We start from the raw sequence: 20,754 nt of genomic DNA on the forward strand, positions 1-20,754 counted from the left end.
CAATGTCCATGCTGACGATAACCATAGACGGCAAAACGACGTCCGTGCCGGAGGGCAGCACCATTCTGGATGCCGCCAAGGCGCTCGACATCGACATCCCGACCCTGTGTTACCTCAATCTCGAGGCGCTTTCGATCAACAACAAGGCCGCCTCCTGCCGTATCTGCGTGGTCGAGGTCGAGGGCCGGCGCAACCTGGCTCCGTCCTGCGCCACTCCGGTCACCGACAACATGGTGGTCAAGACCAATACCTTGCGCGTGCTCAACGCCCGCCGCACCGTGCTCGAACTGCTGCTCTCCGACCACCCCAAGGACTGCCTGGTCTGCGCCAAGTCTGGCGAGTGCGAGTTGCAGACCCTGGCCGAGCGCTTCGGCATCCGCGAGTCGCCCTATGACGGCGGCGAGATGTCCCACTACCGCAAGGACATTTCCGCCTCCATCATCCGCGACATGGACAAGTGCATCATGTGCCGCCGTTGCGAGACTATGTGCAACACGGTCCAGACCTGCGGCGTGCTCTCGGGCGTCAACCGCGGCTTCACCGCCGTGGTCGCCCCGGCCTTCGAGATGAATCTGGCCGACACCGTGTGCACCAACTGCGGCCAGTGCGTGGCCGTGTGCCCCACCGGCGCCCTGGTCGAGCACGAGTACATCTGGGAAGTGGTCGAGGCCCTGGCCAACCCGGACAAGGTCGTCATCGTCCAGACCGCCCCGGCCGTGCGCGCGGCCCTCGGCGAGGACCTCGGCGTCGCCCCCGGCACCTCGGTCACCGGCAAGATGGCCGCCGCCCTGCGCCGCCTGGGCTTCGACCACGTCTTCGACACCGACTTCGCCGCCGACCTGACCATCATGGAGGAAGGCTCGGAATTCCTCGACCGCCTGGGCAAGCACCTGGCCGGCGACACGAATGTCAAGCTGCCCATCCTCACCTCCTGCTGCCCGGGCTGGGTCAAGTTCTTCGAACACCAGTTCCCGGACATGCTCGATGTGCCGTCCACGGCCAAGTCGCCGCAGCAGATGTTCGGCGCCATCGCCAAGACCTACTACGCCGACCTGCTCGGCATCCCGCGTGAAAAGCTCGTGGTCGTCTCGGTCATGCCCTGCCTGGCCAAGAAGTACGAGCGCGCCCGTCCGGAATTCTCCGTGAACGGCAACCCGGACGTCGACATCGTCATCACCACCCGTGAGCTGGCCAAGCTCGTCAAGCGCATGAACATCGACTTCGCCGGGTTGCCCGACGAGGACTTCGATGCGCCCCTTGGCGCGTCCACGGGCGCGGCCCCGATCTTCGGCGTCACCGGCGGCGTCATCGAGGCGGCGCTGCGCACCGCCTACGAGCTGGCCACCGGCGAAACGCTCAAGAAGGTCGACTTCGAGGACGTGCGCGGCATGGACGGCGTGAAAAAGGCCAAGGTCAAGGTCGGCGACAACGAGCTCGTCATCGGCGTGGCCCATGGCCTCGGCAATGCGCGGGAACTGTTGAACCGCGTGCGCGCTGGCGAGACCTTCCACGCCATCGAGGTCATGGCCTGCCCGGGCGGCTGCATCGGCGGCGGCGGACAGCCCTACCACCACGGCGACGTGGAACTGCTGAAGCAGCGCACCCAGGTCCTCTACGACGAAGACGCGGGCAAGCCGCTGCGCAAGTCCCACGAGAACCCGTACATCATCGAACTCTACGAGAAGTTCCTGGGCAAGCCGCTCTCCGAACGCTCGCATCAGCTGCTGCATACCCACTACTTCAAGCGGCAGCGCTTATAACAGAGGAAGAGCCTGGGAGGGGCGTCGCCCCTCCCAGACCCTCCTCACCGGGGGGAATAATTCCCCCCGGCCCCCTTTGATGGGGCACGGTTCTTTCACAATGTTCCTCCTTAACTCCTCCCGTGGCAGGCTGGTGACCTGTTTGTGGCGCCGGAATCGACGCGGCGTCGGCTTGCAAGCACGCGTGTCGTCGCCTCGATTCCGGCGCCACATGACGGGGGGACCGGGGGGCCTTTGGCCTCCCGGCGGGTCCAGGGCGGAGCCCTGGCCGCCGGAGGCACAGGCATCACCCTCGGCGGAGTAGATGGGCAGCGCCCCTGCTTCCGCGTGATCTTTTACACTGTTCGTGTTACCGAAGCCGCCGCAGCGTGCGCGGTGCGGCCGGATGGTCCGGTCCCCGACGCACGCATGGGGTCGCCACTTGGGGAGTTGTCACATGCGACAGGAAAGCGATGCCCTGGGAGCAAGGCAGCTCCCCGAGGGCGCCCTGTACGGCATCCACACGCTTCGGGCCATCGAGAATTTCCCTGTCTCCGAAACGCGTCTTTTTCCGGAATTCATCCGCGCCTATGCCATGGTCAAGGCGGCCTGCGCCAAGGCCAACCTGGACACCGGCCATCTGGACCCGGGGAAGGCCGGGGCCATCGTGGCCGCCTGCGACGAGGTCGCAGACGGCCGGCACGCCGACCAGTTCCTGGTCGATCCCTACCAGGGCGGGGCCGGCACCTCCACTAACATGAACGTCAACGAGGTGGTGGCCAACCGGGCCTTGCAGCTTTTGGGGCATGCACCGGGCGAGTACGATTTTCTTTCGCCCCTTGGCCACGTCAACCTGCACCAGTCCACCAACGACACCTATCCCACGGCGCTTAAGGTCGCGGCCTTGTGGCTGCTCAAGGACCTGGAAGCGGCCACGGCGCGTTTGCAGGAAGTCTTCCAGGAAAAGGAGGCGGCCTTTGCCCATGTGGTCAAGGTCGGCCGCACCGAATGCATGGACGCCGTGCCGCTGACGCTTGGCATGGAGTTCGGGGCCTTTGCCGAAGCCATCTCCCGCGACCGCTGGCGCATTTTCAAATGCCGCGAGCGCATCAAGCAGGTGTCGCTCGGCGGCACGGCTGTCGGCACCGGGCTTGGCGCGCCGCGCGAATTCATTTTCCGGGCGGCCGAGCATCTGCGAAACCTCACCGGGCTGCCGCTTTCCCGGGCGGAAAATCTCGTCGACGCCACGGCCAATGCCGACCCCTTTGTCGAGGTCTCCGGCATCCTCTCGGCCTATGCCGCCAATCTGCTGAAGATTTCCTCGGACCTGCGGCTTCTGGCCAGCGGCCCGGCAACCGGCATCGGCGAGATCCGACTGCCCGCGCTCCAGGCCGGCTCGTCCATTATGCCCGGCAAGGTCAATCCCGTGATCCCGGAATGCGTGGGCCAGGTGGCCTTGCGCGTTGCCGCCAACCATCAGGCGCTGACCCTGGCCGCCGGTCTGGGCCAGCTCCAGATCAACCAGTTTTTGCCGCTGGTGACCCAGAGCCTGCTCGAGTCGCTTAGGCTCTTGCGCCAGGCGTCGCGCATCTTCGCCGACAAGTGCGTGGCCGGCATCACGGCCGACGAGGCGCGCTGCCGGGAGCTGGTGGAAAAAAGCCATGCCCTGGCCACGGTGCTGGTGCCGGCCCTTGGCTACGAGGCCGTCTCGAAGCTCATGGCCGCCTCCGAGGCCAAAGGCGTGCCCCTGGCCGAACACCTCGAGGCCGCGGGCATCCTCTCCCGTGACGCCGCCGCCGCGCTGCTCTCGCCCAAACGCATGCGCAAGCTCGGCTATGAAGGAGGGGATTATGAGGGGGTATGCCTCCGGCGGCCAGGGGAGGCGCTGCTTCCCCTGGACCCCACCGCCGAGGGGCCACGGGCCCCCCGGACCCCCCATAAAGGGGAAGGTATGGGAGAAGGCGATGCTTGAGGAAGGACGGGAAATACAGGTTTACGCCGGCTTGGATGGGGCCGGGCTGGCCCAGGCCATGGCCGTGGCCGACAGGCTTTTTTTCCATGCCGGCATGTATTCCAATTTCGGCCGGGACCCGGAGATGGGCGCGGCGCTGGAGACGGCCATGACGCGGCCCACCTTCGAGCGCCTGGATATCGTGTCCTTCGATCCGGTGGCCGGCGCGGCCTACTGGGAGGAGTTCCGGGCCATTTTGCGCCGGGACGTGCCGGAAGTGACCCTTCGCCGCGAGTTCGCCGCCTCGGCCGCCTTTTGCGACGCCCTGGCCGCGCGCCACCCGACCAAGGTCAGGCTCTTCCGCACCAAGGCCATGCCCCTGGCCCCGATCCTCCTGGTCGGCGACACGATTTTCGCCGGCCATTACCTGCACGGCCCGGTGCCCGCGCCCCAGGGCCTGTGGCTGGCCATCCCGGCCGACGTGGCCGATCTGCTCTCCCGCGCCGAGGACGACGTCTCGCCGGCCGCCCTCGATCCCCTGGCCAAGGGGGCCTACCGGCTGGTGTGCGAGTGTGTGGCGGCGCGAAACGCCTCGCGCCGTTTGGCCTGATCCGCCAGGAATCGCCCATGCGCCCATCCGAAATTACGCAACTGCTCTCCGGAGCCGACGATGCCGGGCTTTTTTCCGCTGCCGAGGCCCTGACCCGCCAGAACTTCGGCCTGGAAATCTACCTGCGCGGCATCATCGAGTTTTCCAACCACTGCGCCAACAACTGCCGTTACTGCGGCCTGCGCCGGGCCAACAGGGGCCTTTCCCGCTATCGCATGGACGTGGACGACATCCTGGCCGCGACAGCCCTGGCCGGGGAACTGTCCGTCGGCACGGTGGTGCTCCAGTCCGGGGACGATTTCGCCTACTCCAAGGAGGACATCGGCCGCATCGTGACCGGGGCCAAGGAGGCGTCGGACGTGGCCGTGACCCTGTCGCTCGGCGACCGGCCCGCCGCCGACCTCGACTACTGGCGCTCCTGCGGCGCCGACCGCTACCTGCTCAAGATGGAGACCTTCGACGAGGCGCTCTACGCCCGCTCCCGGCCGGGACTGACCGTGGCCGACAGGCTGGGGCGCATCGAAGCCCTGCGGGCCGCCGGCTACGAGGTGGGCTCGGGCATCATCACCGACCTGCCCGGCATGACGTTGGATATTTTGGCCAGGGACCTCCTGCGCCTGGCCGATCTGGACCTGGACATGATCGCGGCCGGACCCTTCGTGCCCCATCCCGACACGCCCTACGGGACCGAGGCCGCCGGCTCCGTCCTGACCGCGCTGCGGGCCATGGCCATCCTGCGCCTTTTAAATCCCCTGGCCAACATCCCCTCCACCTCGGCCTTAAGCGCCCTGCGCGAAGGGGCCAGGGAGCAGGGGCTCACCGTCGGGGCCAACGTCATCATGCCGTCGCTGACCCCGGAAACCGTCAGCGCCGCCTACAACATCTATCCCGGGAAAAACGTCTTTCGCGCCGACGCCGCTTCGCGCGTGGAAGCCGCCCGCGCCGCCATCCGCCGCGTGGGCCGCCTTCCGTCCACGGCTGTCGGCGGTTCCAAGAGGAGACGCCATCATGGCTGAGTCCGAAACCAAGGCCCCGCGCGGGGTCAGGCTGATCATCACCCTGGTCGGCCGGCGCAATGCCGGCAAGTCGTCGCTCATAAACGCCGTCACCGGCCAGGACGTGGCCATCGTGTCCGATTTCGCCGGCACCACCACCGACCCGGTGGCCAAGCCCTACGAACTGTTGCCCCTCGGCCCGGTCACCTTCTACGACACGGCCGGCCTCGACGACGTGGGCGAACTTGGGGCGCTTCGCGTGGCAGCCACCAAAAAGGTGCTGTGGCGCACGGACATCGCCGTGGTGGTGGCCGAGGCCGCTGGGCTCACCGAGGCCGAGCGGGCCATCATCGCCGACATCCGAAGCCTCGAGATCCCCATCCTGCTGGTCTTTAACAAGGCCGACCAAGCGGCACCGTCCGAGGCCGACATTGCCTGGTGCCGCGACCAGGGCCTGCGCACCGTCGTGGCCAGCGCCGCCACCGGGGCGGGCGCGACCGAGGTCAAGGAGGCGCTCATCGCCCTGGCCCCGCCCGAGGCCGTGCGCGAGCCGGTCTTGGCCGGCGACCTTTTCGGCGAGGGCGACACCGTGGTCTGCGTGGTGCCCATCGATCTGGCCGCGCCCAAGGGCCGGCTCATCCTGCCCCAGGTCCAGGTCCTCCGCGAGATTCTCGACGGCGACGCCGCGGCCGTGGTGGTCAAGGAGCGCGAGCTCGAAGCGGCGCTTTCCAACCTGCGCCGGCCGCCGGCCCTGGTCATCACCGATTCCCAGGTCATCCTCAAGGTCTCGGGCGATGTGCCCGAGGACGTGCCCCTAACCACCTTTTCCACGCTGTTCGCCCGGTTCAAGGGCGATCTGCCGACGCTCGCCGCCGGAGCCGCCACCATCGACCGGCTTCGCGACGGCGACACCGTGCTCATGGCCGAGGCCTGCTCCCACCACGTCCAGGCCGACGACATCGGCCGGGTCAAGCTGCCCCGCTGGATTTCCCAGTACACGGGCAAGGACCTCGAATTCGAGATGTACTCGGGCCACGATTTTCCCGACGACCTGGAGCGCTTCGCCCTGGTCGTCCACTGCGGCTCGTGCATGCTCGGGCGCATGGAGATGCTGCGGCGCATCAAGGAATGCCAGCGCCGGGGCGTGCCCGTGACCAACTACGGCGTGGCCATCTCCAAGGTGCAGGGCGTGCTGGACCGCGTCTTGCGACCTGTGTTGCGGTAGAATTTTGCGGAAGAGGAAGGGGAATGCGAGAGGGGAACCCTTTTTGAAAAAAGGGTTCCCCTCTCGCGCTCTCCCCTCCCCAAAACTTTTAACGGGTACAGGTACGGTAACGATAATCCACTGTAATCGCTAAAAGTCTTTGGAAAGGGGGTCCGGGGGGAAACTTTTCTACAGAAAAGTTTCCCCCCGGTTTCTTTTCCCTTGGCAAGCGCCCAGGCTTGCCGTAAAAGCGCCCCTCGGCTTGGCGTCACGTTTTTTCTTTTTTACCGCAATATTTCCTATTTTACCGCAAAGCAGGACATTTTTCTCGTTTTGCAGGAAGCTATAACGCTTTACTTGTTTCATTAACATATTTAAATAAAACAGAAAAATAATATCTGCCGTATTGGCACGGGATTTGGATAAAGAGAAAACAGAGCAGACAATACCTCCCTATTGTTCTGACCTCTCCTTCATCTCCCGCGCGGGGGCTCCCACCGAGCCCCCCATTTTTTTGGGGCGCGGGGCCTTGGAGATTCGACGCCCTCTGCGCTACCTTCGGACCCCATGTGGCATAAGAAATTGTTCGCGCCCCTGGCGCTGCCCATCCACGTGTTCGCCGGGGCCATCCTCGTCGGCGCCTTTCTGCTGCACCAGCCGGTAAGCTGCCGGGGCGGGGCGGTGTCGTTTCTCGACGCCCTTTTCACCGCCACCTCGGCCGCCTGTGTCACCGGACTGACCGTGGTCGATACCGGCGCCCGGTTTTCGCTCTTCGGCCAGACCGTCATCCTGGCCCTGGTGCAGCTCGGCGGCCTCGGCGTCATGACCTTTTCCACGCTCATCTTTTATCTCTGGCGTCGCCGGGTGTCCCTGGCCGACCATATCGCCGTGGGCCAGAGCCTGCTGCACGACACGACCTTTCACCTGGGCCGTTTCCTCACCCGCATGGTGCTGGTCACGGCCGTGATCGAGGCCGTGGGCGCGCTGGGCCTCTACTGCCTCGACCCGGTCGGCTTCGCGCCCTATTCGGCCGTGTTCCACTCCATCTCGGCCTTTTGCAACGCCGGCTTCGCCCTGCCCGCCGACAACCTCGCCTCCTCTGTCGGGAGTCCCGGCGTAAACGGCATCTTCATGTGGCTGATCATCAGCGGCGGCCTGGGATTCGGCGTGCTGATCGAGGGCTACCGGGCGGTCCGTTCGCACCTTGTGCGCCTTGTCCGCCGCGACGCTCATGTCTTCCGCCTGTCCTGGCATTCCCGCATCGTGTTTACGGTCTCGGCCGCCTTGATCCTGGTCGGGGCGGGCATGATTTTTTTCGGCGAGTTTCTGGGCGACCGCTACCCTGCCTTGTCGGTGGCGGACAAGGCCATGGCCGCGCTTTTCCAGTCCGTCACCTGCCGCACGGCCGGGTTCAATACCCTGGACATCGGCCGCATGGCCGACGCCTCGCTGGTCATCATGGTCTTTTTGATGTTTATCGGCGGCTCCCCCGGCTCCTGTGCCGGCGGCATCAAGACCACCACCTTCGCCGTGCTGTGCGCTTTCGGCAAGTCGCGTATGCTCGGCCGACGGCAGGCCGTCATCGGCCGTTTCGCCGTGGACGAGGGCGCCATCGACCGGGCCGTGACCCTGACCGTCCTGGCCGGCGGATTGGTGCTTGGCGCGGTGCTGCTGCTGTGTTTTACCGAAGGGGCGGTGGCCCCGCATGTGGAATCCGGCGGCCGGTTCCTGGAGATCCTGTTCGAGGTCGTCTCCGCCTTCGGCACGGTGGGGTTGTCCACGGGCATCACCCCGACGCTGACGCCGGCCGGCAAGATCGTCATCACCCTGCTCATGTTCGTGGGGCGCCTTGGGCCGATTCTTTTCCTCTCGGTGCTCCAGGCCTTTCAGGAGCCCTTGCGCTACCGCTGGCCCGAGCAGAGTATGATGATCGGCTAGGCGTCGCCATGTCGCTTTTTCGTGGAGGAAAAATGGCCCAGGATCAGGTATGCATCATCGGGCTCGGCAAGTTCGGCTTTCATATGGGCCGCTGTCTGGTGGAGCTCGGCCGGCCGGTGATCGGCGTGGACGGCAATCCCGAGAAGGTCAAAAACGCCCAGAACATCTTCACCCAGGTCTACCAGCTCGACGCCAAGGACAAGCGGGCCCTGGCCCAGATCCATGTGGAGGAGATGTCCCACGTCGTTGTTTCCGTGGGCCATTCCATGGAGGCGAGCATCCTCATCTCGCTCTACCTCAAGGAACTCGGCGTGCCCCAGGTCTGGGTCAAGGCCGTGTCCACGGACCATGAGAAGCTGCTCATGAAAATCGGCGTGGATACGGTCTTTATTCCCGAGCGTTTCGCGGCCAAGAACATGGCCCATCAGCTGGCGAGTCCGGGGTTGATTGAATACCTGCCCATGGACAAGAACGTGGCCATAAAAGAGATCGGCATCGACGACTGGGCCGGTCGGACCTTGCGCCAGCTCGACCTGACCAACAAACATCAGGTACAGGTCATTGCCTGGAAGCGGGCGCAGGCCGAGCACTATTCCTTTATCCCCAAGGCCGACGAGCCGCTTGGGAGCGGCGACAAGCTGGTGCTGGTGGGCCGCGAGGACAGGCTCGCCAAGCTGCGGCCGTAAGTGTTGTGTCTTTTTAATCCATCATTTAAATATATTACCTTCGAAATCCGCGGATGCGCATTTCGAGGACACGACACGAAGGGTGCCCGGAGGGGTTATGCGTTTTGTCGATGAAGCCTGGATTATCGTTCGCTCGGGCAAGGGCGGACGCGGCGCGGTGTCGTTTCGCCGCGAGAAGTTCATTCCCCGGGGCGGCCCGGACGGCGGGGACGGCGGCAAGGGCGGCGATGTCGTTTTTCGGGCCGATCCGGATCTGCTCACGCTTTATGACCTGCGCCTGCGGCGCATCTACGAAGCCCGAAACGGCGAAGGCGGCATGGGCCGCCAGAAAAACGGCAAGGCCGCGGCGGACCTTGTCATCGACGTGCCCGTCGGCACCGAACTTTACGAGTTGCCGCCCCTGGAGCCTGTGGAACCGGCACCCGAGGACCAGGAAGTTCCGGACGCGCCTACGTTTAAGCCCGTCTACGAGATCGGAAAGGACGAGGTGGACGCGGGCGGCGATGAGGCCCCGGTGGAGGTGGAGGAAGAGGAGGTTCCGGAAGAGCCCCTGCTCGTGGACCTGACCACACCGGGCCAGACGTTCGTCGCCTGCCAGGGCGGGCGTGGCGGCAAGGGCAACCTGCACTTCGCCTCGGCCACCATGCGTACCCCGCGTTTCGCCCAGCCCGGCGAGCCGGGAGAGGAGCGCCGCATCCGGCTGGTGCTCAAGGTGCTGGCTGATGTCGGCATCATCGGACTGCCCAACGCCGGCAAGTCCACCTTCATCGGGGCCGTGTCCCGGGCCCGGCCCAAGATCGCGGCCTACCCCTTCACCACGCTCACCCCCAACCTCGGTGTGGTGGAAAACGACTACGGCGATCGGCTGGTGCTGGCCGACATTCCGGGGCTCATCGAGGGCGCGCATCTGGGCCATGGCCTGGGGCACCGGTTTTTGCGCCACGTGGAGCGCACGCGGGTGCTGCTGCATGTCGTTTCGGCCGAGGACGCCTCGCCGGAAGGCATCTTCGAGGCCTTTGCCGTGGTGGACGAGGAGCTGCGCCGCTTCGACCCGGCCCTGGCCGAGCGGCCCCAGATCCGCGTGGTCAACAAGATCGACCTGCTCACGCCGGAAGACCTGGCCGTGCGCCGGGAGGCCGCCCATGCCGCCGGCCAGAAGGTCTTTTTCATGTCGGCGCTGACCGGCGAGGGCGTGGAGGCGGTGCTGGAAGCGATCTGGCTGGCCGTCTGCTCCCGGGACGCGGACGGCAATATCCGGCCCGCTGACTAGGTTTTCCCCGGTCCGCCCGGCTATTTTCACCGGCGGCGGGCATGGCCGAAGGCCAGAAAGCTCTTCTTGAAAAAAAGCGGCGCGAAAAGCCGCCACGGCGCGCGCCTCGCGCTGTCGGGAAGCAGGTGGTGCCAGCGGTAGCCCAGGGAATGGTAATAGGCCCGGGCCTGCGCCAGGAAACCGGTCTCCCCGGCCGCGCAAAGGGCGGCGTCGCGTTGGCAGCGCGAGGCCGCCATGGCGTCGAAGACCCGTTCATCGAAGCCGTGGCGCGCAAGCATCCGCCGCACGCGCCGGGACTCGGCGTGGCGCGAGAGGGCGTCGCCAAGGGCCAGCAGGGCGGCGCTTATGGCAAGGCTCGCCGGAACCAAGGCGAGAAGCCTGGCCGTCAGATGGGCATGGGCGGCAAAAAAAACCGCCGCCGCCAAAAAGAGCGCGGTGACCAGAAGCGGCAGCGGGGCCGCGTGAAAAAGGCGGGTGGAAGGAAGCCTCACGGTATGGTTCGCGCCATGCCTTGGCCGCGCCCGGCTTGTCAAGCCGCCTCGCCTTGACAGGAGCCGCGATTTCGGATCGACCCGGGCCATGCCCCGCCGCCTCTCCGGCCGGTAAGAAGGATCGTGGACCATGGCGCATCCCCGCAGCCGCCTGCGCATTGTCGACGAATTGGGCGCGGCCAAGACCCTGGCCCCGGGCCATGAGGTCGTTACCCGGGCTGAAAGCCCGGACTGGCTGGTGCTCGGCCTTGGCCCCGATCCGCAGGCGCTTGCCGCGACGCTTCCACCCGGGGCCAGGGTGCGTTATCTGGAGTGCCCGGAATTTCTCGCCCAGACCGACGCCGCCTGGCGCGCCGCCATTCCGGCCGCCTGGACCCCGCTTGCCTCCTTCGATCCCGCTTTGGTCGCTTGCGCCAACATCTTGCTCTATCGGCAGGCCGGTACCCTTTTCCCTCGCTTCTGGAGCCCGGTGCGGGCGACGCTGCTGCTGCCGGTTGTGCCGCCGGATGCCCCCGGCCGGGAGAAAATCGCCCTGCTGCCCCGGGACACGGGCGGGCTGGTCGCCCCGGGCATCACGGCCGGGTTCGAGGCCGAGGGCGTAACGGTGCGCGTCGTGGACCGGGTCGGATTGCTCGCCTGTCTGGAGCGGGAACGGCCGACCCTCTTTTTTTCCGTCAATTTCGCGGGCCTCGACCGCCACGGCGAGGTCCAGGCGCTCCTGGCCCGGGCCGGGGTGCCGGTGGTCGTCTGGTGCGTGGACAACCCCTTCCACTGCCTGTCCGGCGTCAAGACGACGGCCTGGCGCGACGTGACCCTGTGCGTGACCGACGACTGGTTCGTTGCGCCGCTAAGGCGCCACGGCGCGAGGGCCGTGCATCATCTGCCCCTGGCCGCTGATCCGGCCTTTTTTACGGCCCGGCCCGACCGGTCGGAGCTTGCCGGCAAGCTTCTTTTCGTCGGCCGCAGCGCCTTCCCGGACAAGGAACTTTTCTTTTCGGGAAACAGGCTCGACCCCGCTCTGTGGGACGAGGCCATGGCCATGCTGTCACGCGGCGAGCGTCCGGATTTCGGCTGGTGGGAAAAACGGCTCGGCGTCACGTCCCTGTGGCCCGGACGGGATGCCCGGCGCGTGGGGTACGGCGCGGAAGAGTCGGGCCAGGCCTGGCGACGGCTGGTCATCCGCGAGGCGGCCCGGACCGGAAAACTGGCCGTGTGCGGCGACGCGGCCTGGCGGGGGCTTGTCGAAGCGCCGTTCGCCTGGTTGCCGCCCGTGCCCTACCACGAGGCGCTCCCGGGGCTCTACGCCTCCGCCCAGGCCGTCGTCGGGGCCGTCAGCCCGCTTTTGCCCCATGGCCTGACCCAGCGCCATTTCGACGTCTGGGCCGCCGGCGGATGCCTGCTTACCGACCACACGCCCGGACTCGATATCTTTCCGCCCTATCTGACCGCCCCCATCACCTACCGGACGGCACAAGACATCCCCGACCTGGCCAAACGCCTCAGCCATGACGCCGAGGGCCTCAAAACAGCTTGGCGCGAACTGATCGCGACCCGCCATACCTACCGCCACCGCATCCGCAGCGTGCTGGAGTGGGTGGCGGAGGAAGGCGGGAGATGAAACCGGGGGGAAACTTTTCTGTAGAAAAGTTTCCCCCCGGACCCCCTTTCCAAAGACTTTTAGCGGTTACAGGGCATTATCGTTACCGTACCTGTAATCGTTAAAAGTTTTGGGGAGGGGAGAGCGCGAGAGGGGAACCCTTTTTGAAAAAAGGGTTCCCCTCTCGCATCCTCTTCCATCTTCCCCGTTCACCGTCCTCGCTACTTCTCGTCCGGCAGGAAAACGCGGATGATATCGTCGATCTGGGCTTCGGCTGCGGCGATGATGTCGGGCAGGCGATCCACGGGGATATCCAGGGTGTCCCAGGCGGCCGGGGACAGCGGCGGGGCGTAGACTTCGCCGCTCGAGCCCAGGCCGAGCGCGCCGGATATGGCGTCCGCCGTGTGGGTGAGGGCCGGCATGGGCATGCCCATGTGGGAGAGGCTGCCGTGGTGGTGGCGCACAGCCTTTTCCAGGCTTTCCGGAAACCGCCATTTGCGCAGGAGCATGCCCCCGAGGGTGGCGTGGTCGAAGCCGAACAGCCTTTTTTCGGCCTCGCGCAGCAGGATGCCTTCCCGCCGCGCCAGGGCGATGGCGTGTGTGGCGTGGCGCGCCACGTTGCGATAAAGCACCAGCCGCCCCACATCATGGAGCAGCCCGGCCACGAAAAGTCTTTCCACGTCGAGCCCGGCCTCGGGTCCGGCCAGGGTCGAGGCGATCACGCCGCAGCTGACGCTGTGCTTCCAGAAGGCGCGCATGTCCACGAGCCCGCTGGGCAGGTCCTTGAAGATGGCGATGACCGAGATGCCAAGGGCCAACGTGGTAAGCTGGCGGCTGCCGACGATGGTCACGGCGCGCGACAAGGTGTCCACCTTGACCGGAAAGCCGTAAAAGGCGCTGTTGACCAGGCGCAGGAGCTTGGCGGCCAGGCCCGTGTCCTTGCCGAGGGCGTCGGCCGCCTCCCGGGCGGTGCTGTTGGGGTCGTTTAACACCTCGTTTATGCGCACGAAGACGTCGGGCAACGAGGTGAGCTTGGGATCGGACTCGATGATGGCCATGGGGCCGGGCGCGGGCGTTTCCGGGGCGGGCGGCAGCAGGTCCGCCGGCACCGGGCCGGGCAGGGCCAGACCGGCCGGGCCACGGCAGGCAAGGGTCCCGGCCGCCCGGGTCAGGCAGAGGTCGTACAGCGCGGCCATGGCTGGCTGGTCGAGGTCGGCATGGACGAAACGCGGCCGCAAAAGCACCTGGGCCGCCTCCAGCGCCTGGCTGTCCGGCGCGGTTTCCGGCGTGTCCTCCGGTATGGGCCAGGCTGCGGCGTCGTCGCTGCAACATACCGTGGCCGCAGGGATGCCCCAGACCGGAAACAGGCGCAGATGCCGTTCGGTCAGGACGGTTTGCTCCGGCAACAGCAGCGTTCCGTCCTGACGGCACACCGGCTCGGCCAGGATCATGTCCGCGGCAAGGGCGGCAAGGGGAAGTCGTTTATTCATGGCAAGTCCCCGGGAGGCACGCACGGGCAACCCGTTTGCTTCTTGAGATAAGTATTTACCGCGATTGTCAAGGCATGCGACGCCGACCCGCCATGGCCCCGGAAAACGGGCTGTACATTTTCCGGCCCGCCGCTACCATGCCGCCGGGAGCGTACACCGTATGGGCAAAAAGCCGCTGGCTGTCGTTATAAGCCTTGATGTCGAGGAAGAGGGACTTTTTTCCGGTTCCTACCCCCGGGAGGGGGCGGGGCTTTCCAATATCGCCCGACTGCGAAAGCTGGCGTTCCTGCCCCGGGATTTCGACCTGCCACTCACGTTCCTGTGCGACTATCCGGTGGCTGTCGACCCGGCCAGCGGGGAAATTATCCTTGACCTCGTCTCCCGCGTCGGCGGCGAGATCGGGGCGCATCTGCATCCCTGGAACACGCCGCCTTTTCCCGACATGCCCTGGCCCGAACCGGTGTCCACGGCCGTCATGCCCCTGGACGTTTTCCGGGCCAAGCTGGTGACGCTCCAGCGGGCCGTAACCGCCTTTGCCGGCGCCCCGGCTGTTTCGTTCCGCATGGGCCGGTGGAATCTTTTCAAGCGGGCCATGGCCGTGCTGCCCGAGGTCGGTTTCCTGGTGGATTCGAGCGTTGCCCCGCTGCGCCATGTGCCGGGCGGGCCGGACCATTTTCGGGCCCCGGCCGATCCCTACTGGCTGCGCCCGGCCGGGCCGGAGGGCAAAAGCCTGCTCGAGGCCCCGACCACCCAGGTGCCGCTGGTGCCGGGAACGCCGCGACTGGCCCATGCCCTGGCGAAACGGCTGCCGCCGAAGGCCGGGAATGCGGTGCTTGGGGGATTTATGAAAACCGCGACGCTCGGGGTCAATCCGGTCTGGATGCCCGAGGCCACCATGCGACTGGCCGTGCGGACCCACGTCCGGCGCGGCGGCCGGGTGATCACGCTCTTCTGGCATTCCTCGGAACTCTTGCCCGGGGCCAGTCCGCATTTTCCGGATGAAGAAGCGGCGACGGCGTTTTTGGCCAAGGTCCGCCGCTTCGCCGACTGGTTGCGGCGGACCTTCGATGTGCGCGGGACGACGCTGAAAGGGCTTGTCGGTCCGGCTTTTAGCTGGCCTGACCGGAGTTCTCCGGCGACTCGTCCTTGTAGTACGGGGGATTGGGGCTGCTAGACAGGCCCCGGCCGTTCTTGTCGAAGATGGGGTAGCTTTTGCGGCCCCACTTCTGGAGGCGGAACTGGGCCGAGGTGGCCAGCACGCCGAGACCGTAGGTGCAGCTGCGGCGGAAATTGATGGACGAGGCTTCCTCGAAATACTTGGTCGGGCAGGACACCTCGCCGATGCGGAAGCCGAAGTAGACGGTCTGGGCCAGCATCTGGTTGTCGAAGACGAAGTCGTCGGAATTTTCCCAAAGCGGCAGGGTTTCCAGCACCTTCCGGGAGAAGGCCCGGTAGCCGGTGTGGTACTCCGAGAGCTTGGCCCCGAGCAGCAGGTTCTGGGTCAGGGTCAGGAAGCGGTTGGAAACGTATTTGTACATGGGCATGCCGCCGCGAAGGGCCGTACCGCCGAGGATGCGCGAGGCGATGACCGCGTCGTATTCGTCGCTGGTCACCAGGTTGGCCATGGCCGGGATGATCTTCGGCGTGTACTGGTAGTCGGGGTGGACCATGATGACCACGTCGGCGCCGGTCTTCAAGGCCTCGGCGTAACAGGTCTTCTGGTTGCGGCCGTAGCCCCAGTTTTGTTCGTGGCGGAAGCAGCGCAGGCCAAGCTTCTGCGCCTGCTCGATGGTGTTGTCCCGGCTGCAATCGTCGACGAGAATGACCTCGTCCACAATGTCCTTGGGAACTTCGTCATAGGTGCGTTCGAGGGTGGAGGCCGCATTGTAGGCGGGCATGACCACCACCACTTTTTTTCCGTGCATCATGGGTTGTCGCTCCAGAGGGGATCGCCGGATCGGAAGCGAAACGGCGGAATGCGCCGCGTGTTGCTGTGACGCGGCCAAACGAGGCACTAATCCCGAAATCGGGGTGTCTGTCAACCTTTGCCGGGGGGAGGAGGGCGAAGAGGGTGCGAGAGGGGAACCCTTTTTGAAAAAAGGGTTCCCCTCTCGCGCTCTCCCCTCCCCAAAACTTTTAACGGTGATGGGTCTTGTAATGGCAACATCCTGTAACTATTAAAAGTCTTTGGGATGGGGGCCCGGGGGAAACCCTTTCTCCAGAAAGGGTTTCCCCCGGTCTCTTACATCCGTTCCCGGAGCGGCCAGCCCAGGGGCGGCGGTTCGCGGGTGGGCAGCACGGCGCATCCGTCCGGGCCGTCGCTTTGGGCCGGGACCGCGTTTGCGGGCAGGGGCAGTCCGCTAAAGTCCGTACCCGCCAGGCGCACGTCCAGGCTGAGCCGCGTTTCGGGCGCGCTCCACAGCTGCGCGCCGCCGCCGGACAGGGCGAAGCGCACGTAGAGCTTTTTCGCCGGATGGGGCAGCCGCACTTCCCGGGCCATGCGCATTTTGCCGCCGTACCAGAAAAAATCCCCCGCGCTGCGCAGTGTTCCAAGTGTTTGGTAGGTCGCGCCGTCCGTGGAATAGGTTGCGGTCAGGCTATTGTGCCCCGTGCCGTCGGTCAACACGCGCGGATACCAGGCCAGGCGAAAGCCGGTGATGGGCGTCGCGCCCGGTGCGGCCGTCACGGCGTAGGTCAGAAAGCACGGGGCGTCGCCGGCGCAGGTAAGGGCGGGCGAGCCCGGCACGGCGACCACGGCGTGGGCGAGGAGTGCCTGGGAGAGCAGGGCGGAAAGCGGCGCGTCGAAACCCGGGGAAAAGTGGACCAGCCCCGTGCCGCCCACGTCCAGGAGCAGCTTCGATCCGGCCGGGGCGGCAACCGGCAGCCTGACGCGCTCCTGCCCCACGCTGACCGTCTGGCCGGCGATATTTCCCGAGGCGACAAAGCCTTTGGCGGTCATCGCCTGGCCGAAGCCGGGGAGGACCGGACGCGGCCGGGACGTGACGGCGGTGAAGGGATGGCGCAGGCCGGGATCGAAGTAGCGGGCGCGGATATTGCCGGCCGCGTCGGCCAGGGTCGCAACCGGCGTGTCGTCCGGGTAGGCGGCCAGATAGGCGGCCAGGGCCTCGGGGCCGCCGAGGGACAGGTCCGGCCGGGCCGCGTCGGCGAAGCCGAAGAGCGTTTCCCCGCCGAGGACCGCCGCGCCGTCGAGGCCCGGCAGCACCCGGGTGTTGGCCGCGATGGCCGTTGCGCGGCGCTCCCAGACGGGCTTGATGGCAAGCGTCGGGGGCGCGGCCGGCGGGGCGAGGCGCAAGCCGGCGAATTCCAGCGCGCCGTCCACATGGCCGGGGTCGAGGCCGAGGGCGATATAGACCAGCCCCGTGGCCGGGTCCGGGGCGGGCAGGTCCACGGTGCGGCTGTAATGGGTCGTGCCCGGGGCGAAATCCGTCGCCCGGACCGTGGCCGCCGTGACCAGGGCGTCCGGGTCCGTGCCCACGGTCACGCTGGCCGTGGATTCCGGCAGGGAGGCCTTGCCCGGGCGCAGGGCGAAATCCACCGTGGCCCGCGTTTTTTCCCGCCGCATCCCGGGCGGGGCGACGAAGGCGAAAACGGCCCGGCCCGGGATGCGGCAATCGTACAGGGCCAGGGTGCCGTAGCCGAGGTCCGGGGCCATGTTGTCGGCGGTGTAGACGTCGGCGAAAAAGGACAGGTCGGTGAAATCGGCGGCGTAGGGCACGTCCAGGGGCAGGGGGGATCTGTTGACCACGCCGCCCTTGGCGCTGTCGGCCCAGAAGGTCTTGGCCACGGGCACGAGGCCGGGAATCGCGCGCTTGTGCACGAGGTCGTCCGGGGTGAGCAGGAAGAAGCGGCGGTAGCGGCGGTCGGGCAGGGAGGCGGCCGTGCGAAACGCGCCGCGCAGGTACCAGTCGGAGATGATCTTGAGGTGCCGGTTGCGGTAATAAAACAGCCAGTCCACGTTGTTCTTGGCCACGAGCAGGTCGGCCAGCACGCTTTTGATGCTCGGGCTGTCGCGCTTGGCGTAGATGGGCAGCGTCTCGAAGGTGGGCATGGAGCAGGCCGCGGCCAGAAGCATGGCCAGGGCCGTGACGCTTTTGGCGGACAGGCGGCGGAAAAGCGCGCACACGGCCTCGATGCCGCCGGCGGCGAGATAGACGTAGAGAAAGAAGATGTTGACCAGATAGCGGATGGAGACATGGATTTGCGTGGGCAGCACGGCGGCCATGGCCAGGGCGCAAAGGGCCCACAGCCCGAGGGCGCAAAGCGCCCGCAGCCGGCCCATGGCGATGTGGCGCACAAGCCCGACCCCGGCCAGAACGGCCAGAAAGGCCGGCCAGGGCGCGCCGCCCTGGTAGTAGGCGGCGGCAAAGGCCTTGAGCACGGACAGAAAACCGGCCGAGTCGAAGCGGTTTCCGGTGGGGCCGTCGGCATGGATGGTGCGCACCTGGAAGATGTGGGCCGGCAGCCAGGGCAGATAGGCCGCGAAGACCGCCAAGGCGCAAAGGGCCGCGCTTGCCAGGAGCCGCAGGGCCGCCCGCCGCTCGCTGCGCCAGAGCAGGGCCGCCCGGGCCGCCACGATGAGCCCTTCGGCGAAGAACGTGGCCGCGGCCAGGTACGACGCGTAAAACATGAGGATATTGGCCAGGGCGAAGCCGATCCAGTCGCGCCGCCGGCCGGTTGCGGCCAGGGCCCGGGACAGGAAATAGAGCCCGAGCAGGGCGAAGAGCAGGTAGAGGGCGTAGGGCCGGGCCTCGCGCGAGTAGTGGATGTGGAACAGGGACAGGGCGCACAGGGTGGCGGCGGCCATGGCCGTCGTTTTGGAAAAAAGCCGTCGGCCAAGCAGCCAGACCACAGGGATGGTCAGGGTGCCGGCGATGACGCTCGGCAGCTTCACGGCCCAGTCCGTGGCCGGGAAGAAAATGAGGCTCGCGTGCACGAGCAGGTGGAAGAGCGGCGGCGAGGAATCGAGGCTCACGTCGCTCGGTCCCTCGAAGGCCAGCGACGGCAGCATGTCGCGAAGCGGCCAGGAGGCCCGGCCAAGGGTCACGAATTCGTCCCACCACAGCCCCACCACATCCAGGGCGTAAAGGCGCAGCCACAGCCCGACGAGGGTCAGGCCGGCGACAAGGGCCCAGTCGGGGCCGGGGGAAAAGACGCGACGCGGCGCGTCTGGCGCGACAAAGGTCATGGCGCGGCCCTGCCGTCCAGGTTGGCGTCAAGGGTGGCGCGCTGGGCCGGGGTGAATTCCCGCGCCGCCGTGGCGGCGGCGTCCCTGGCGGCCTTGGCTTCGCTTGGCGAAAGTCCCGGCAGGCGCAGGGCTCGGCCCAGGTGCCAGTAGGCCCAGTACGGATCGGCTGGAACGCCCCGTCCGGCAAGCAGGGCCTGGCCGACGGCCAGATACCCCTGGGGCGAGCCGGCCCGGGCGGCCCGGAAAAACCAGGCAACGGCCAGGGTGGGGTCCGGCGACCCGTCCGCGCCTTCCAGGGCGAGCTGTCCCCGGACCACGGCCGCGCCGGGATCGCCGGCGGCGTAGGCCGCTTCCAGACAGGCGGCCGCGCCGGGAACATCGCGTGGCGTGGCGGAAAGAAGACGCGTGGCGGCCCCGACCAGGGCCTTGGCGTCGGCGGTTTTCCCCGCCCCGGGACAGGCGGCGGCAAAGGCCGTCGCGGTCGCAAGCAGGACGCAACCAAGGGTCGCGCACACGGCGGCCAGCAGGCGACGGAGAGCGCAACCGGTGGGAGAAGACGGATCCGGCAAAACCTAGGACCTTTTTTCGCGGGGATATTTGCAGGCGGGCCTGCCGTTGCCGTTGCCGAGCATGCGCACGAAAATTTCGCCCGTGCTCGAGGCGAAGACGATCTTGCGGCCGCGTTCGCCGCCCACATTGGAGGCGGCCACCCGCAGGCCCAGGTCGGCCAGGGTGGCGAACGCCGTTTCCACATTGCGCCGTCCCACCGAAAGCTCCTCGGCGAAAAGGGCGCAGGCGCCGCCGAACACCTTGCATTCGATATGCTGCAGCGGCACGCCGCGATAGGCGAGCCGGTGGACCATGGCGGTGATGGCCGAGTCCACGAACTTGTAAGGCGTGTTTTCGATGCCGTGGAGGCGGTATTCCGAGGCCCTGGGCAGTAGGGCGTGAAAGATGGCGGCCAGGCCGTGGCGGGGCGCGAAAAAGGTGACGGACACGCAGGACCCGAGCACGGTGTGGGCCATGGTCGGCTGCTCGTAGAGTCCGCCCTGGGCTACGTTGAGGAAGGCCAGATTATGGCCGGGAAAGCGATCTAGAAGATCTTGCATGGAGGGGTATCGGGGTCGAAGTCGTCGGCACGAAGCGGGTTGTCGGCCAGGCCGAGGCTGGCCAGGGCTTCGAGCAATGTCTTCGGGGTGAAGGGTTTGGTGACGTAGGCCTGGGCGCCGGATTCGAACTGGGCGCGCATCATGTTGGCCGGATCGTCGAGGCTGGAAAGCATGACGGCCGGCGTGCGGCATCCCTCGGCAATGCCGTCGTCGAGTTCCTGGCGGCGGATGCCGGCCAGGGCGTCGTGGCCGGAGAGTTCGGGCATGAGGATGTCCATGACGATCAGATCGTAGGTCTGGCCTTTTTCCCGGGCAGCGCTGAACAAGGCCAGGGCCTCGCGGCCGTTGGCGGCCTCGTCCGGCGTGAAGCGGTCGCCCAGGGCCTGGATGATAAGATAGCGCTGGTAGCGGCTGTCGTCGACGATCAGGGCGCGAGGCATGGGTCACCCTCCGTTTTTTCGTGTCGTG

At 66.8% G+C, this 20,754-nt stretch carries 17 protein-coding genes; 10 read left to right on the forward strand and 7 right to left on the reverse strand.

The window, feature by feature from the left end:
- Positions 1-2 precede the first annotated feature (2 nt).
- From K9F62_07935 to obgE, 8 genes are all read left to right on the forward strand, one after another.
- Entirely contained in the window at positions 3-1,760 is a 1,758-nt protein-coding gene (locus K9F62_07935; GenBank protein ID UJX42586.1) for a [FeFe] hydrogenase, group A, read from the forward strand.
- 436 nt (positions 1,761-2,196) lie between these two features.
- Positions 2,197-3,711 (forward strand): aspartate ammonia-lyase, encoded by a 1,515-nt coding sequence (locus K9F62_07940; GenBank protein ID UJX42587.1) that lies wholly within the window; start codon positions 2,197-2,199, stop codon positions 3,709-3,711.
- Positions 3,704-4,300, forward strand: coding sequence for a hypothetical protein (locus tag K9F62_07945; protein UJX42588.1), 597 nt, complete (start codon positions 3,704-3,706; stop codon positions 4,298-4,300). The genes K9F62_07940 and K9F62_07945 overlap by 8 nt, the downstream gene beginning before the upstream one ends.
- Positions 4,301-4,317: 17 nt before the next feature.
- Positions 4,318-5,316, forward strand: coding sequence for a [FeFe] hydrogenase H-cluster radical SAM maturase HydE (gene hydE / locus K9F62_07950; GenBank protein ID UJX42589.1), 999 nt, complete (start codon positions 4,318-4,320; stop codon positions 5,314-5,316).
- Positions 5,309-6,520: a [FeFe] hydrogenase H-cluster maturation GTPase HydF gene (gene hydF / locus K9F62_07955; GenBank protein ID UJX42590.1), complete on the forward strand. Its 1,212-nt coding sequence runs from the start codon at positions 5,309-5,311 to the stop codon at positions 6,518-6,520. The genes hydE and hydF overlap by 8 nt, the downstream gene beginning before the upstream one ends.
- A 546-nt stretch (positions 6,521-7,066) precedes the next feature.
- The gene (locus tag K9F62_07960) at positions 7,067-8,437 is read left to right on the forward strand and encodes a potassium transporter TrkH (GenBank protein UJX42591.1); all 1,371 of its coding nucleotides are present in this window, start codon (positions 7,067-7,069) and stop codon (positions 8,435-8,437) included.
- 32 nt (positions 8,438-8,469) lie between these two features.
- Positions 8,470-9,123, forward strand: coding sequence for a TrkA family potassium uptake protein (locus K9F62_07965; GenBank protein ID UJX42592.1), 654 nt, complete (start codon positions 8,470-8,472; stop codon positions 9,121-9,123).
- A gap of 97 nt (positions 9,124-9,220) precedes the next feature.
- On the forward strand, positions 9,221-10,393 hold the full coding sequence (gene obgE, locus K9F62_07970) for a GTPase ObgE (GenBank protein UJX42593.1): 1,173 nt from the start codon (positions 9,221-9,223) through the stop codon (positions 10,391-10,393).
- Positions 10,394-10,419: 26 nt separating this feature from the next.
- Here the strand turns inward: obgE and K9F62_07975 are convergent, their stop codons facing one another.
- Positions 10,420-10,974: a hypothetical protein gene (locus tag K9F62_07975; protein ID UJX42594.1), complete on the reverse strand. Its 555-nt coding sequence runs from the start codon at positions 10,972-10,974 to the stop codon at positions 10,420-10,422.
- 40 nt (positions 10,975-11,014) lie between these two features.
- Here K9F62_07975 and K9F62_07980 point away from each other — a divergent pair, with 40 nt between their 5' ends.
- Entirely contained in the window at positions 11,015-12,502 is a 1,488-nt protein-coding gene (locus tag K9F62_07980; protein UJX42595.1) for a DUF3880 domain-containing protein, read from the forward strand.
- A gap of 200 nt (positions 12,503-12,702) precedes the next feature.
- Here K9F62_07980 and K9F62_07985 read toward each other — a convergent pair whose 3' ends face one another.
- On the reverse strand, positions 12,703-13,971 hold the full coding sequence (locus K9F62_07985; protein UJX42596.1) for an HDOD domain-containing protein: 1,269 nt from the start codon (positions 13,969-13,971) through the stop codon (positions 12,703-12,705).
- A gap of 160 nt (positions 13,972-14,131) precedes the next feature.
- Here K9F62_07985 and K9F62_07990 point away from each other — a divergent pair, with 160 nt between their 5' ends.
- Positions 14,132-15,145: a polysaccharide deacetylase family protein gene (locus tag K9F62_07990; protein ID UJX42597.1), complete on the forward strand. Its 1,014-nt coding sequence runs from the start codon at positions 14,132-14,134 to the stop codon at positions 15,143-15,145.
- Here K9F62_07990 and K9F62_07995 read toward each other — a convergent pair.
- From K9F62_07995 to K9F62_08015, 5 genes are all read right to left on the reverse strand, one after another.
- Positions 15,081-15,899 (reverse strand): glycosyltransferase family 2 protein, encoded by an 819-nt coding sequence (locus K9F62_07995; protein UJX42598.1) that lies wholly within the window; start codon positions 15,897-15,899, stop codon positions 15,081-15,083. The genes K9F62_07990 and K9F62_07995 overlap by 65 nt on opposite strands.
- A 314-nt stretch (positions 15,900-16,213) precedes the next feature.
- Positions 16,214-19,177 carry a glycosyltransferase family 39 protein gene (locus K9F62_08000; GenBank protein ID UJX42599.1) on the reverse strand — a complete coding sequence of 988 codons (2,964 nt, stop codon included), beginning with the start codon at positions 19,175-19,177 and terminating at the stop codon, positions 16,214-16,216.
- Positions 19,174-19,746: a hypothetical protein gene (locus tag K9F62_08005; GenBank protein UJX42600.1), complete on the reverse strand. Its 573-nt coding sequence runs from the start codon at positions 19,744-19,746 to the stop codon at positions 19,174-19,176. Before K9F62_08005 ends, K9F62_08000 begins: the two co-directional genes overlap by 4 nt.
- A 3-nt stretch (positions 19,747-19,749) precedes the next feature.
- The gene (locus K9F62_08010) at positions 19,750-20,286 is read right to left on the reverse strand and encodes a chemotaxis protein CheD (protein ID UJX42601.1); all 537 of its coding nucleotides are present in this window, start codon (positions 20,284-20,286) and stop codon (positions 19,750-19,752) included.
- On the reverse strand, positions 20,271-20,726 hold the full coding sequence (locus tag K9F62_08015) for a response regulator (GenBank protein UJX42602.1): 456 nt from the start codon (positions 20,724-20,726) through the stop codon (positions 20,271-20,273). Before K9F62_08015 ends, K9F62_08010 begins: the two co-directional genes overlap by 16 nt.
- Between the last annotated feature and the right edge of the window lie 28 nt (positions 20,727-20,754).

It is taken from the genome of Desulfovibrio sp. JY (genome assembly GCA_021730285.1).
In the GTDB taxonomy this organism is placed as follows: Bacteria; Desulfobacterota; Desulfovibrionia; order Desulfovibrionales; family Desulfovibrionaceae; genus Solidesulfovibrio.

Coding starts and splice junctions, on each gene's coding strand:
- K9F62_07985 (UJX42596.1), bottom strand. CDS start 13,971: ATGAATAAACGACTTCCCCTTGCCGCCCTTGCCGCGGACATGATCCTG.
- K9F62_07995 (UJX42598.1), bottom strand. CDS start 15,899: ATGATGCACGGAAAAAAAGTGGTGGTGGTCATGCCCGCCTACAATGCG.
- K9F62_08000 (UJX42599.1), bottom strand. CDS start 19,177: ATGACCTTTGTCGCGCCAGACGCGCCGCGTCGCGTCTTTTCCCCCGGC.
- K9F62_07965 (UJX42592.1), top strand. CDS start 8,470: ATGGCCCAGGATCAGGTATGCATCATCGGGCTCGGCAAGTTCGGCTTT.
- K9F62_07935 (UJX42586.1), top strand. CDS start 3: ATGTCCATGCTGACGATAACCATAGACGGCAAAACGACGTCCGTGCCG.
- K9F62_07945 (UJX42588.1), top strand. CDS start 3,704: ATGCTTGAGGAAGGACGGGAAATACAGGTTTACGCCGGCTTGGATGGG.
- K9F62_07940 (UJX42587.1), top strand. CDS start 2,197: ATGCGACAGGAAAGCGATGCCCTGGGAGCAAGGCAGCTCCCCGAGGGC.
- K9F62_08015 (UJX42602.1), bottom strand. CDS start 20,726: ATGCCTCGCGCCCTGATCGTCGACGACAGCCGCTACCAGCGCTATCTT.
- K9F62_07980 (UJX42595.1), top strand. CDS start 11,015: ATGGCGCATCCCCGCAGCCGCCTGCGCATTGTCGACGAATTGGGCGCG.
- K9F62_07975 (UJX42594.1), bottom strand. CDS start 10,974: ATGGCCCGGGTCGATCCGAAATCGCGGCTCCTGTCAAGGCGAGGCGGC.
- obgE (UJX42593.1), top strand. CDS start 9,221: ATGCGTTTTGTCGATGAAGCCTGGATTATCGTTCGCTCGGGCAAGGGC.
- K9F62_08010 (UJX42601.1), bottom strand. CDS start 20,286: ATGCAAGATCTTCTAGATCGCTTTCCCGGCCATAATCTGGCCTTCCTC.
- K9F62_07990 (UJX42597.1), top strand. CDS start 14,132: ATGGGCAAAAAGCCGCTGGCTGTCGTTATAAGCCTTGATGTCGAGGAA.
- K9F62_07960 (UJX42591.1), top strand. CDS start 7,067: ATGTGGCATAAGAAATTGTTCGCGCCCCTGGCGCTGCCCATCCACGTG.
- hydE (UJX42589.1), top strand. CDS start 4,318: ATGCGCCCATCCGAAATTACGCAACTGCTCTCCGGAGCCGACGATGCC.
- hydF (UJX42590.1), top strand. CDS start 5,309: ATGGCTGAGTCCGAAACCAAGGCCCCGCGCGGGGTCAGGCTGATCATC.